11 protein-coding genes and 1 pseudogene are annotated in these 12583 nt (G+C 61.9%); 5 read left to right on the forward strand and 7 right to left on the reverse strand.

The annotated features are described in order from the left end of the window. Nucleotides 1–25: 25 nt before the first annotated feature. The 3 genes from sixA to ACSSVH_RS17805 are packed head-to-tail and all read right to left on the reverse strand — an operon-like array spanning nucleotide 26 to nucleotide 1855. A complete protein-coding gene (gene sixA / locus ACSSVH_RS17795; RefSeq protein WP_492633566.1) occupies nucleotides 26–475 on the reverse strand; it encodes a phosphohistidine phosphatase SixA in 450 nt (149 codons plus the stop codon). Continuing rightward, a complete protein-coding gene (locus ACSSVH_RS17800) occupies nucleotides 472–819 on the reverse strand; it encodes a DUF4389 domain-containing protein (protein WP_038447121.1) in 348 nt (115 codons plus the stop codon). The genes sixA and ACSSVH_RS17800 overlap by 4 nt, the downstream gene beginning before the upstream one ends. 10 nt (nucleotides 820–829) lie before the next feature. Beyond that, entirely contained in the window at nucleotides 830–1855 is a 1026-nt protein-coding gene (locus ACSSVH_RS17805; RefSeq protein ID WP_492633567.1) for an NAD(P)H-dependent glycerol-3-phosphate dehydrogenase, read from the reverse strand. Nucleotides 1856–2050: 195 nt separating this feature from the next. Between ACSSVH_RS17805 and ACSSVH_RS17810 the strand changes: the two genes are divergently transcribed. From ACSSVH_RS17810 to fabB, 5 genes are all read left to right on the forward strand, one after another. Further along, entirely contained in the window at nucleotides 2051–4171 is a 2121-nt protein-coding gene (locus tag ACSSVH_RS17810) for a TonB-dependent receptor plug domain-containing protein (RefSeq protein ID WP_492633568.1), read from the forward strand. A 1-nt stretch (nucleotide 4172) separates the two neighbouring features. After that, on the forward strand, nucleotides 4173–5105 hold the full coding sequence (locus ACSSVH_RS17815; RefSeq protein WP_262381072.1) for an ABC transporter substrate-binding protein: 933 nt from the start codon (nucleotides 4173–4175) through the stop codon (nucleotides 5103–5105). Beyond that, nucleotides 5102–7003: an ATP-binding protein gene (locus ACSSVH_RS17820; RefSeq protein ID WP_170056985.1), complete on the forward strand. Its 1902-nt coding sequence runs from the start codon at nucleotides 5102–5104 to the stop codon at nucleotides 7001–7003. Before ACSSVH_RS17815 ends, ACSSVH_RS17820 begins: the two co-directional genes overlap by 4 nt. A 248-nt stretch (nucleotides 7004–7251) precedes the next feature. Next, entirely contained in the window at nucleotides 7252–7767 is a 516-nt protein-coding gene (fabA, locus tag ACSSVH_RS17825; RefSeq protein ID WP_003210552.1) for a 3-hydroxyacyl-[acyl-carrier-protein] dehydratase FabA, read from the forward strand. A gap of 11 nt (nucleotides 7768–7778) precedes the next feature. Next, a complete protein-coding gene (fabB, locus tag ACSSVH_RS17830) occupies nucleotides 7779–8999 on the forward strand; it encodes a beta-ketoacyl-ACP synthase I (RefSeq protein WP_076964821.1) in 1221 nt (406 codons plus the stop codon). Nucleotides 9000–9183: 184 nt separating this feature from the next. On the opposite strand, the gene ACSSVH_RS17835 is transcribed toward fabB, so the two are convergent. The 4 genes and pseudogenes from ACSSVH_RS17835 to ACSSVH_RS17850 all read right to left on the reverse strand — a co-directional run bounded on the left by ACSSVH_RS17835 (nucleotide 9184) and on the right by ACSSVH_RS17850 (nucleotide 12485). Continuing rightward, nucleotides 9184–10047, reverse strand: coding sequence for a methyl-accepting chemotaxis protein (locus ACSSVH_RS17835; protein ID WP_407073440.1), 864 nt, complete (start codon nucleotides 10045–10047; stop codon nucleotides 9184–9186). Further along, nucleotides 10039–10809, reverse strand: a pseudogene (locus tag ACSSVH_RS17840) (MCP four helix bundle domain-containing protein); the annotation flags it as partial. The gene ACSSVH_RS17835 and the pseudogene ACSSVH_RS17840, both read right to left, overlap by 9 nt. 139 nt (nucleotides 10810–10948) lie before the next feature. After that, entirely contained in the window at nucleotides 10949–11413 is a 465-nt protein-coding gene (locus ACSSVH_RS17845; RefSeq protein WP_169956500.1) for a DUF3859 domain-containing protein, read from the reverse strand. 67 nt (nucleotides 11414–11480) lie between these two features. After that, nucleotides 11481–12485 (reverse strand): amidohydrolase family protein, encoded by a 1005-nt coding sequence (locus ACSSVH_RS17850; RefSeq protein WP_170056984.1) that lies wholly within the window; start codon nucleotides 12483–12485, stop codon nucleotides 11481–11483. Nucleotides 12486–12583: the final 98 nt, after the last annotated feature.

Raw genomic sequence — 12583 nt, forward strand, 5'->3', positions numbered from 1 at the left:
AGGTGATTGTGTTGTGCCTGAAAAATCAGGGGTTTTTGACGCTGTTGAGGCTCATCAGCCCCGCCAACGGAAAGTCCCCTTCCAGCTCCGCCAGGCTGGCGGTGTGCATCGGTTGCGGCTGGCGCTGGTGGCCGTGCTGCAAAAAGCTGATCAGGTTGCCCACCAATGGCTGATGGCTGACCAGCAGCACACTGTCATCGGTGTCGAGTTTTTCCAGCACTTGCAGGGGGTTGCCGTCCGGCGTCAGCCACGGCACGGTGCGGATTTCTGGCACAAACCCCAGCGCCTCACGCACCAACTGTGCAGTCTGCTGCGCCCGCGCATAAGGGCTGGCAATGATTGCGCTGATGGGTTGGCCGATCAGGTGCGCGGCGCTGTGCAGCACTTCTTCGCGGCCCCGCTCGGTCAGGTTGCGCTGGGCGTCGCTGGGCGCATGGGACTCGGCTTCACCGTGGCGCAACACCCACAGTTTCATAGCTTGGGCTCCTCATCGCGCACCGGGTGCGGGGCTGGCGGCACGCTGTGGGCGGCCTCGCCTTCCGGAGCGCGCGGGGTTGGCCAATCAGCGAAGGGCCAGGGTTTCTGCTCGCTGTGGAAGCTGCCAAAACGGCCAATCTGCGCGAGGAACTGGCTGAGGCTGTCGCCAAAGTTCATCAGGCCCAGGTTCGGTGCGCCGTAGATCAGGCGGTAGATCAACTGCACCACCACCAACGCCCCGAGGATGAACTGCGCCACTTGCCAGACCAGGGCAAACACCAGCATCCACAGGATGCGCAGGACAATGGATTCATACTTGGGTGCTGTTTTCGGATCGTTCATCGCGCGTTCCTCAGTTGAAACCACTGGTGGAAATAAAGTCGACATCGGTCTTGGGTTCGGCACGCATCAGCAACTCGATGACCTGGTTCAAGGTGCGCCCTTCGAACAGGATCGCGTGCAGGCCGGCGACCAACGGCATATAGACCCCGGTCTCCTGGGCCTTGGCCTTGAGCACCTTCAGGGTGTTGACCCCTTCGGCCACTTCACCCAGGCGGGTGACGGCATCTTCCAGGCTCAAGCCCTGGCCCAGGGCAAAACCCACTTGGTAGTTGCGGCTTTTCGGCGACGAGCAAGTGACGATCAGGTCGCCCACCCCGGCCAGGCCGAGGAACGTCATGGGGTTGGCGCCCTGGTTGACCGCAAAGCGGGTCATTTCCGCAAGCGCGCGGGTGATCAGCATGCTCTTGGTGTTTTCCCCCATGCCCAGGGCCACCGCCATGCCGGCGATGATGGCGTAGACGTTTTTCAACGCACCGCCCAGCTCCACGCCAAAGCGATCGGCACTGGCATAGACACGGAAGGTGCGGCCATGCAGCACCGCCTGCACCTGTTCGCACAGGGCCTCGTCTTCACTGGCGACCACGGTGGCGGTCAAGGCGTGTTCGGCCACTTCCCGCGCCAGATTCGGCCCGGAGAGCACGCCAATACGGGCCTGGGGCGCGATGTCCTCGAGGATTTCGCTCATCAGCTTGAAGGTCTGGGCCTCGATGCCTTTGGTCAGGCTGACCAGCATCTTGCCCGCCAGTCGCTCGGCATGGGGCGCCAGCACCGAGCGCAGGGCGCTGGAAGGCAGCGCGACGAAGCACAGGTCGCAGGCATCCAGGGTGGCCTGCAGGTCCGTGACCGGCGTGACCGCCGCATGAATCTTGATGCCCTTGAGGTAACGGGGGTTTTCCCGGTTGACCCGGATGGCCTCGGCCTGTTCGGGATCGCGCATCCACTGACGCACCTGATGGCCGTTCTCGGCCAGCAGATTAGCCACGGCGGTACCAAAACTTCCGCCTCCCAGGACCGCAATTGGGCGCTGTTCAGTCATATGCAATCCGTTAATCCATAGCAGTGGCGATGGCGGCATTATACGGGCCGGCCCGATGGCGGCCAGCCCTTCCGTAATTTCCCGCGATTGTCGGAAAATGGCCGGATAGACCACAGTAATTGCGATAGCGCCGACTGGCAAAAGCGCCCGCCTCAGTTAACATGGGCGGCTATCCGCAATTATCAAGGCCGTGCCGTGTATTTGGGCCCTTCTCCTCGTTCATCTGTGTTTCTGGCGCTGCTGGTCAGTACGCCATTGCTGGCCGACGATCTGTTCCTCGACAACCAACCGCTGCCCCAGGTCCTCACGGCGACCCGGCTCAAGCAGTCGGCCGCCGCCGTGCCTGGCAGCATGACGGTGATCGACAGCGAACTGATCAAGGCCAGCGGCGCGCGGGATATCGCCGAGTTGCTGCGCCTGGTGCCGGGGATGATGGTGGGCTACACCTCGGGCAACCAGGCTGCCGTCAACTATCACGGCACCAATGCCAGCGAAGCACGGCGCATGCAGGTGCTGATCGATGGCCGCTCGGTGTACCGCGCCGGCCTCGCCACGGTGGACTGGAGCGATATTCCGGTGGCCATGGAGGATATCGAGCGGATCGAGGTGTTCCGTGGGCCCAATACCGTCAGCTACGGCGCCAATGCGCTGATGGCAGTGGTCAATATCCTCACCCGCTCGCCGGCCAACAGCCTGGGCACCCGGATGAAAATGACCCGGGGCGAGCGCGGCATCAATGATTGGTATGCCAGCCAGGGCCTGGGCTGGGACACCGGCAACCTGCGGCTGTCGCTGTCCGGGCAACAAGACGAAGGTTTTGACAGCGACCGGGTGGGTGCCGACTACCGCGATAGCCGGCGCCTCAACCGCTTCAGCCTGAAAGTCAGCCAGACCCTCGACCAGCAGCAAAGCATCGACTGGCAGATCAACGCCAAGGAAGGGACCAACCAGCGGCCGTACACCTACAAGCCGGTATTTGCCGGGATTACCGATGGTGGGACTGATTCCGACGTCAGCGCCAAGGACTACGCCGCCTCCCTGCGCTGGAACTTCGACTTCAACCCCGACCACAGCCTGTATATCCAGGGTTCGGCGCAGCAGTGGGATCGCCGCCAGGTGTGGAAAGCCTGTGACGCCAAGGTCTCGTTCAGCCCGCAGTTGACACAGTTGTGGCAAATGAACCCCAACTACGCTGAAAAGTTGGCGCGGCACATGCAGGATTACCAGGGCGGCACTCCACCGCAGGGTTCCGCTGCCGAGCAGGCGCTGGCCCAAGAGGTCATCGAACAGTGGAATCAAGGCGGCAAGGAAAGCGTCTGCGGCAACATCGACCAAAGCACCAAGGAAAGCCGCTACGACCTGGAAGTACAGGACACCCTGAGCCTGTCCGACAGCCTGCGCCTGGTCAGCGGCATGAATTACCGCTACGACCGCGCCGACTCCGACACCTACTTCAATGGCCGGCTGGACGACACCACCTGGCGCCTGTTCGGCCATCTGGAATGGCGCGCCAGCGAACATTGGCTGTTGCAGGGCGGGGCGATGTACGAAAGCACCCAATTGAGCGGCAATTCGCTCACGCCCAGGGTCGCGGTCAACTACCTGATCAACCCGCGCCACGGGCTGCGCGCGGTGTACTCCGAGGCCATCCGCTCGCCGGACATGTTCGAGAACAATGTGAACTGGAGCTACCGGGTCACCAACCTCAGTTCCCCCGTGTACGGGCAGAACTCCGGGCAGTATTTCGTCAAGACCCGGGGCCCGGGTGACCTCGACAAGGAGCTGATGCGCTCCCGGGAGCTGGGCTACAACGGTTTTTTTGCCGACATTGGGCTGAACCTCGACGTCAAGCTGTTCTATGACGAAATCACCGGCATGATCAGCGAGCCCTTGCGCAACAACCAGTACATCGCCAGCAACAGTAACAGCTCGCGTTTTACCGGGACCGAGACCCAGCTGGACTGGCACTTGAGTACCGCCGACCGCCTGCGCCTGACCTATGCTTACGTGGATGCCGACGCCAGCAACGCGCTGGACCGCCAACAGACCGCACGCAACAGCGGCTCGGCCGGCTGGATGCGCGAGTGGGGGCAAGGCTGGTCCAGCGCGCTGTTCTATTATGGCAACGATGCACTCAATCAATATCGCTTTGAACGGGTCGACATGCGAGTCGCCAAACGCATCGCCCTGGGCAAGGCCAACCTGGAGCTGGCCGGCATGCTGCAACAACGCCTCGACCACCAGCCCACCACCCAGGTCGACAATAACTACGACCAGCGCCACGTCCTCTACTTCAGTGCGGAGTTAGAGTTCTGACATGAACCCTGCCCAGTCAAGGATGACCGCCCTCTTCGGCGCCAGGTTCTGGCGCCGCTGCCTGCTGCTCGCCAGCCTGGCATTGGCCAAGCCCGTGTGGAGCGCCGAAATCCTGCTGACCGCCGCCGAGGATGGCCCCGGCGTGCAGGCATTCACCCAGGCCCTGCGCGAGCAACGCCCTGCCGATAGCGTCACCTTCAAGGCCCTGCAAGACATGCCCGCCCCCGGCCAACTGCCGAGCAGCACCCGCCTGGTCCTGCTGGACCCGCCCAGCCTCGACTGGCGCCTGCAGGATCCCCAGGGTCCGGCCACCCTGGTGCTGCGTATCAGTCGCCTGCAAGCCCGCGAGCGCCTGGGCAACCATGTGCCTGGCAAGATCAGCCTGCTGTGGAGCGACCCGCCCCTGGACCGGCAGTTGCGTCTGATCGCCAATATCCTGCCCCAGGCCCGGCGTATCGGCGTGCTGTACGGCAGCGAAAGCGAATTCCTGCTGCCAGAGTTGCGCCAGCATGCGTCGGCCCAGGGCCTGGAAATCGTCGCCCAGCACTGGGACAACATTAATGACAGTCGGCCGCTGCTGAACCTGTTCAAAAACAGCGATGTGTTGCTGGGGCTGGATGATCCGCAGCTGTACAACCCAAAGACGGTGAAAAACCTGCTGCTGAGCAGCTACGCCAGGCAGTTGCCACTGATCGGGCCCAACGCCGGCTTCGTACGGGCCGGCAGCCTGGCCAGTACCTACAGCGACCAGGCCGACTGGCTGGATGTACTTGACCGCCTGCTCGATCGCCCGCCGGCCAGTTGGCCGCGCTCGCTGTACCCGGAACACTTCAAAGTCGTGGGCAACCCGCAAGTGGCGCGCTCGCTGGGGATCGAACAGGTGGACGAGACCGCCGTCGCGACCCGATTGGCCGAAGGGGAGAAACACCCATGACCTTGCGTCGCCGCTGGGATATCAACACCCGCACCCAGATCATCACCCTGGGCCCGGCCCTGTTGCTGACGTTGCTGCTGATCAGCTTCTTTACCTTCGTGCGGATCCAGGATCTGCGCCAGGAACTGGACCACACCGGCCAACTGATCGCCAACCAACTGGCCCCGGCCACCGAGTACGGGGTGATTTCAGGCAACAACGACGTGCTCGACAGCCTGCTGCGGGCGACCCTGGCCACGCCGCACGTGCGCTTCCTGGAAATCCAGGACAGCGCGGAAAACATCCTGGTGTATGTGGAGCAGCCATCGGAAAAGCACGACCGCTCGCTGTCGGTGAAAATCTTCCAGGCGCCGATCCGTCTGCAGCATATCCAGCTGGGCAACGATTTTTTCCAGGACAGCACCGCGCAATCCAAAGCGCCACGGGCCGACTACCTGGGGCGGGTGATCGTCGGCATGTCCAATGACGCCTTCAGCCAGCGCCAGCAGGAAATCCTCTTCAAGGCCGCGATCCTCGCCCTGTTTGCCCTGCTCTTTACCTTCCTGCTGGCGCGGCGCCTGGCCGCCAGCCTGTCGCAGCCGATCAGCGCCATGGGCCATGCGGTCAAGGCGATCCAGCAGGGTGACTACAGGGCCCCGCTGCCGATTGTCGACGACTCGGAGTTGGGCGATCTGTCCCGGCATATCAACAACCTTGCCGAAGGCCTGCACCACGCCAGCCGCGAACAGCAGCAGGCCATGGCCCAGTTGATCCAGACGCGCGAGGAAGCCGAGCGTGCCAACAGCGCAAAATCCGACTTCCTGGCGATGATGAGCCACGAACTGCGCACGCCGATGAATGGTGTGCTGGGCATGCTGCAACTGCTCGAAACCACATCCATGACAGACGAGCAGACCGAGTACGCCGCGCTGGCCTCGGAGTCCACCGAGCACCTGCTCAAAGTCATCAACGATATCCTCGACTTCTCGCGTATCGAACGTTCGGCCCTGGAGCTTGAACATATCCCGTTCAACCTGGTGGACCTGATCAACAGTTGCGCCCAGGCCTTCCAGCACAGTGCCATACAGCGCGGGCTGGTCCTGGAACTGCCGATCCCGCCGGGCATGGAGGCGTTGCGCGTGCAGGGCGACCCGACGCGGATCCGGCAGATCCTGGTGAACCTGATCGGCAATGCGCTGAAATTCACCGAGCAGGGCACGGTCAGCGTCGAGCCCAACTGGCAGACCCTGGACCATGAACTGCTGTGGTTCACCTGCACCGTGCGCGACACCGGGATTGGCATCTCGGCCGAGCGCCTGGAACTGATGTTCGATGCTTTTCAACAGGCGGACAGCTCTATCTCCAGGCGTTACGGCGGCACCGGCCTGGGCCTGCCGATTGCCCGCACCCTGGCCGAGCGCATGGGCGGCACCTTGCGCGCCAAGAGCGAAGAAGGCCTGGGGTCGGTGTTCACCCTGGAAATCCCCCTGGCGATCTACCAACAGAGCCTGCCGCAGATCGCCGCAGCCACCCAGCACAAAGCCAGTGCCGGTGAAGGTCGCAATGTGTTGCTGGTGGAGGACAACCCGGTCAACCGCACGGTGGTCCAAGCCATGCTGCGCAGCCTGGGGTTCGAGGTGAGCATCGCCACCGATGGCGCCGAAGCGATTCGCAGTGCCGAAAGCCTGATTTTCACGGCGATCCTGATGGATTGCCGGCTACCGGTGATCGACGGCTATGAAGCCACCCGCCAGATTCGCCAATTGCCCGGCTGCGCCGACCTGCCGATCATTGCCCTGACAGCCAATGCGTTACAGGGCGATCGCGAGGCGTGCCTGGCCGCTGGAATGAACGATTACCTGGCCAAGCCGTTCAAACGCACGGATTTGCAGCAAATCCTACAGCGCTGGGTGCATTAGATCAGCACCATCAGCCAACTGCGACTGGCGTGAAACACGAAAGTGCGGCAGTCTTAGGCACCCGAGCGGGCCTATAAATGAGTCCGGTTTAAAATTTCAGTGCACAAGTGTACATTCATGTCCTTGATGCTGTGACTTTCACTACAACGCAATAGTCTACCTGTAGGCTGCCGACGTGAGGCAAGCACGCTTCAGTCGGTCGGGAAGATTTACCCGGCCCTGCCGCATGGGATTATTGAGGAGCTCGCATGACCAAACAAAACGCCTTTACCCGGGAAGACCTGCTGCGCTGCAGTCGCGGTGAGCTGTTCGGCCCAGGTAACGCGCAACTGCCCGCCCCTAACATGCTGATGGTGGATCGCATCACCCATATCAGCGAAGAGGGTGGCAAGTACGGCAAAGGTGAATTGGTCGCCGAGCTGGATATCACCCCGGACCTGTGGTTCTTCGCCTGCCATTTCGAAGGTGACCCGGTGATGCCAGGCTGCCTGGGCCTGGATGCCATGTGGCAACTGGTCGGTTTCTACCTCGGCTGGCAAGGCCTGCCGGGCCGCGGTCGCGCCTTGGGTTCGGGCGAAGTGAAGTTCTTTGGCCAGGTCCTGCCGACCGCCAAGAAAGTCACCTACAACATTCAAATCAAGCGCGTCCTCAAGGGCAAGCTGAACCTGGCCATTGCCGACGGTTCGGTGACTGTCGACGGTCGCGAGATCTACACCGCCGAAGGCCTTCGCGTCGGCGTGTTCACTTCCACTGACAACTTTTAAGGGTTATCCGCATGCGCCGCGTCGTTATCACTGGTCTGGGCATCGTTTCGTGCCTGGGCAATGACAAAGAGACCGTCTCCGCTAACCTGCGTGCAAGTCGCCCTGGCATCCGCTTCAACCCGGAATATGCCGAAATGGGTCTGCGTAGCCAGGTTTCCGGCTCCATCGACCTCCCCCTCGAAGAACTGATCGATCGCAAGATCTATCGCTTCGTTGGCCACGCCGCAGCTTATGCCTACCTGGCCATGAAAGACGCAATCGCCGACTCCGGCCTGAGCGACGACCAGGTGTCCAACGTACGCACCGGCCTGATCGCAGGCTCCGGTGGCGCGTCGACCTTGAACCAGATGGAAGCGCTGGACATCCTGCGCGAGAAAGGCGTCAAGCGCGTTGGCCCGTACCGCGTCACGCGGACCATGGGCAGCACCGTTTCCGCATGCCTGGCCACGCCATTCCAGATCAAGGGCGTGAACTACTCGATCTCCTCCGCCTGCGCCACCAGTGCTCACTGCATTGGTACTGCGGTCGAGCAGATCCAGCTGGGCAAGCAAGACATCGTATTCGCCGGTGGCGGTGAAGAAGAACACTGGAGCCAATCGTTCCTGTTCGACGCCATGGGCGCGCTGTCCACCCAGTACAACGAAACCCCGGAAAAAGCCTCCCGTGCCTACGACGCCAAGCGTGACGGTTTCGTCATCGCCGGTGGTGGTGGCATGGTGGTGGTCGAGGAGCTGGAACACGCCCTGGCCCGTGGCGCGAAGATCTACGCGGAAATCGTCGGCTACGGCGCGACTTCCGACGGCTATGACATGGTTGCGCCAAGCGGCGAAGGTGCCATCCGTTGCATGCAGATGGCCATGGCCACCGTGGATACGCCAATCGACTACCTGAACACCCATGGCACCTCCACTCCGGTGGGCGATGCCAAGGAAATGGAAGGCGTGCGTGCGGTATTCGGCGACAAGGCTCCGGCCATCAGCTCCACCAAGAGCCTGTCGGGTCACTCCCTGGGCGCCGCCGGCGTTCACGAAGCGATCTACTGCCTGCTGATGATGGAAGGCAACTTCATGGCCGGTTCGGCCAACATCGAAGAGCTGGACCCAGCCGTGGCTGATATGCCGATCCTGACCAAGACCCGTGAAGATGCCACCATCAACACGGTCATGAGCAACAGCTTCGGCTTTGGCGGCACCAATGCCACCCTGGTGCTCAAGCGCTGGCAGGGTAAGTAATACCCCGCAGGTTGTGCTTATGAAAACGCCCCGACTGGTTCGGGGCGTTTTTTATTGGGCGGGGGTTTATTCAAGGCCGAGTCGTCTTCATCGCAGGCAAGCCAGCTCCCACATTGATCGCATTCCAACTCAGTCAACTGTGGGAGCTGGCTTGCCTGCGATGGGGCCAACCCGGTTTAAAGCCTTACACCGAAAACCGCGCCACCATGGTGTTCAAATCCACCGCCAAGCGCGACAGCTCATGACTCGCCGCACTGGTCTGGTTCGCCCCCGCCGAGGTCTGCATCGCCAGGTCGCGAATATTCATCAGGTTGCGATCCACCTCCCGCGCCACCGCTGCCTGCTGCTCCGAGGCGCTGGCAATCACCAGGTTGCGCTCATTGATCAGGGTAAACGCCGAGGCAATCTCCTCCAGCGCAGTGCCCGCTGACTTGGCAATGTCCAGGGTCGCTCGCGCCCGACCGTTGCTCTGTTGCATGGCGCTGACCGCCTGATCGGTGCCCTGCTGAATCCCACCGATCATCTGCTCGATTTCCCGGGTCGATTGCTGGGTGCGATGGGCCAGGGCCCGCACTTCATCGGCCACCACCGCAAAACCACGCCCGGCCTCGCCGGCCCGCGCCGCCTCGATCGCCGCATTCAGCGCCAGCAGATTGGTCTGTTCGGCAATCGCGCGGATTACATCCAGCACCTTGCTGATGCCGTACACCTTCTGCGCCAGGTCCTCGACCTGGGTGGCGTTGGCGGTCACGTCGTCGGCCAGGGACTCAATCGACAGCACCGTCTGATGCACCTGCTCGCGCCCCTGCTGGGCAATGCGATCGGATTCGCGCGAGGCCTGGGAGGTAGCCACCGCGTTACTGGCCACCTCCTCCACCGCGGCGGTCATCTGATTGACCGCCGTGGCGGCCTGTTCGATTTCCTGGCTTTGCTGGTGCAGGCCACGGGTGGCGTCTTCGGTGACCGAACTGAGCTCCTCGGAAGCAGAGGCCAATTGGCTGGAGGATTGGGAAATACGCAGGATCGTCTCGCGCAGGTTTTCCTGCATGCTCTTGAGCGCCTGTTGCAGGCGCGCTGGCTCGTCCTTGCCGCTGACGGTGATCTCGCCGGTCAAGTCGCCGCTGGCCACCCCCTGGGCGACCCTCACCGACTGCGCCAGTGGCAATACGATGCTGCGGGTCAACAACACCGCCAGTCCCACGGTAATCAGCGCGGTCAGGGCAATCATGCCGATCACCCAGACTCGCGATTGACTGAACACTTGCTGGGCCAGGGTGGCCGCCTGGTTGGCGCTGACCTTGTTGAGGGTAACCAGTTCGCCGAGGGTGCCGGCCAACGCGTCGGCCAGGTGGTTCATCTCGCCGTTGACCACCTTGATCGCGTCTTCCACCTGGTTCTGCCGGGAAAACGCCATGACCTGCTCCTGGCGTTGCAGGTATTGCTGCTCCTCGAGTTTGAAGCGGTCGAACAGCACCCGCTCCTGGGGCAGGACGATCAGGGCATCGTACAGCGACTGCGCGTTGTGCAACTGCTTTTTGATATCGAGGATTTTCTGTTCATTCTGCGCCACCGCCTGTGGGTCGCGGTTGACCAACAGTCGCAAGGTCAAGGCCCGTACCCGCAGCAGGTCCTGATTCATTTCGCCGACGGCCATCACGCTGGGCAGCCAGTTGGTTTCCACCTGGTCCGACTGCGCACGCATATTGGCCATTTGCACCAAGGCGAACCCGCCGAGCACAAACACCATCAACGCCAACAATCCAAAACCCAGGCCTGCACGTGGAGCGATATTGAGACTTCGGATACTCATTGCTCGGACTCCTTCCAAAAGCGCTGCATCCACCTGCAGCGGGTTGCTCTTGAAAGGTATCGGCGTCTTCGACTTTTTGCGTAAGACGAAAACGCGATATCAAAACGCCTTTATCTGCCTAGCCCATGACTGTAGCGATTCAGCGCACGGTAAAGCTCTTCTGGGTCAGCAGGCGATCGCCCTGGAACACCATGAATCGCCACTCGCCCGGCACCACCTCGTGGCTTTCGGTGAACTCGTAGGCCATCACGTCCTGAGGCGCACCGGGCACCAGTTTCTGGGTCACTTCGAATTTGTCATGCCGCTGGCCATCAGCCGTGCGGATGCCTGGGGTGAAATAGAGCAAGGTCAGCGGCGTGTCTTCGGCGACCTTGCCCAACAACTGATAACGCAGGCCGAACTTGGTGCCCAGCTTGGCCGGCACCACGGTAGTGGCCTGGATCTGTTCGTTGCTGCGGCGCAACACACGCTCGCCCGACTGCAACTCGGCTTTCGGGCCTTCGAACACGCCGAACTCTACCGGGCCTTCAATACGGACTTCGGCGCCAGCCAGGCCGCTGATCATCATCAATGCCGCCAGGGCGCTTAAACGGGTGAGGTGCATAGTGGGCTCCTTGAGTGAGATGGCGGGAGCTTATGACACCGGTATGACGGGACGATGACAAACCCGATCAGCGCGCCTTGGGCAAGATCGCCAGGAAATTGTCCCGTGCGACTTTTCGCGCGACGTCTTCAGGCAAGGCATCGAGGAAGGGATTGAAGCTGCGCATTTCCTTACCCAACTTATTGAACCGCCCTACAACATCAGACCCCAGCATAAAGCGCTCCGGGAAGCGCTCCACCAGTTTCAACCACTCCGGCCGGGGCTTTCCCGCATCGTCGAGCAAGTACGGCGTGAGCACGCTCCAGGACAGGTCGATGTACAGGTTGGGATACGCCTCAAGCATGCGGCTCAAGGTCGGCAACAGGAAATCCAACTGCGTCTGGTGCCGGTGGATTTCCATGCTGGTGCCGGCATGGGCCCAGATAAACCGGGTGTGCGGATGATTGCGCAGTGGTTCTTCGATTTCTGCCAGATACAGGGGGTTGCGTTCGCGCTTGGAGGTGATGTTGGAATGCACCAGTACTGGCAGGTCATTCTCGGCGGCCAGGTGATAGATGCGCGTCATGGCCTCGTTATTGGCCCGCGGCGTGTCACCGGAGGTCAGCGCGGTCAGGTCATCGTGGCGGGTGAACACTTCGCCGATGCCCTGCCACAGGCCCGGATAGAGGTCGAGCATGCGCTGGATATGGGCCTCGGAGTTCTTGTCATTGGGGTTGAAGCCGCTGAGGAACGGGTGCAAATGCTGGCGCTGCTCGGGGGCCAGCTTGCTGACCGCTGCGGCGACGATCACATCGGTGGCGCTGTACCAGTAGGCATCCGCGTCATCCCCGGCGTAATAGCGCGGGCGCTTGGGTTCGTCTTCATGCCATTTTTTCGCCACCGGGACGCCGGAAATCATCACATGCTCAATGCGATTGTCGGCCATGGCCTTGAGCAGCTTGTCCATGCCAGCTGTCTCCTGGAAGAAGTCGACGTAATGCAGGTGCGCGTCGCTGTAGGCATAGTCGCGGGCCTGTACGGCAAGGCTGCTGGCGGCAAGCAACAGGACGAGGGGCAGGCGGGTCCAGGGCACGGTAAAACCTCAACAGGGGATAAGTGCGGTAGACCTGCGACGGCGTGCCGGGGTTCATCCGATAAAAAACGCGGAACACTCAGGTGCCAGCATGCTCT

The sequence above is a fragment of the Pseudomonas sp. HC1(2025) genome (assembly GCF_058742075.1).

What these genes read in the sequence shown, in the direction of transcription:
- ACSSVH_RS17805 (WP_492633567.1), bottom strand. Translation starts at nt 1,855, where the DNA reads ATGACTGAACAGCGCCCAATTGCGGTCCTGGGAGGCGGAAGTTTTGGT.
- ACSSVH_RS17835 (WP_407073440.1), bottom strand. Translation starts at nt 10,047, where the DNA reads ATGCAGGAAAACCTGCGCGAGACGATCCTGCGTATTTCCCAATCCTCC.
- ACSSVH_RS17815 (WP_262381072.1), top strand. Translation starts at nt 4,173, where the DNA reads ATGAACCCTGCCCAGTCAAGGATGACCGCCCTCTTCGGCGCCAGGTTC.
- fabB (WP_076964821.1), top strand. Translation starts at nt 7,779, where the DNA reads ATGCGCCGCGTCGTTATCACTGGTCTGGGCATCGTTTCGTGCCTGGGC.
- sixA (WP_492633566.1), bottom strand. Translation starts at nt 475, where the DNA reads ATGAAACTGTGGGTGTTGCGCCACGGTGAAGCCGAGTCCCATGCGCCC.
- ACSSVH_RS17845 (WP_169956500.1), bottom strand. Translation starts at nt 11,413, where the DNA reads ATGCACCTCACCCGTTTAAGCGCCCTGGCGGCATTGATGATGATCAGC.
- fabA (WP_003210552.1), top strand. Translation starts at nt 7,252, where the DNA reads ATGACCAAACAAAACGCCTTTACCCGGGAAGACCTGCTGCGCTGCAGT.
- ACSSVH_RS17820 (WP_170056985.1), top strand. Translation starts at nt 5,102, where the DNA reads ATGACCTTGCGTCGCCGCTGGGATATCAACACCCGCACCCAGATCATC.
- ACSSVH_RS17800 (WP_038447121.1), bottom strand. Translation starts at nt 819, where the DNA reads ATGAACGATCCGAAAACAGCACCCAAGTATGAATCCATTGTCCTGCGC.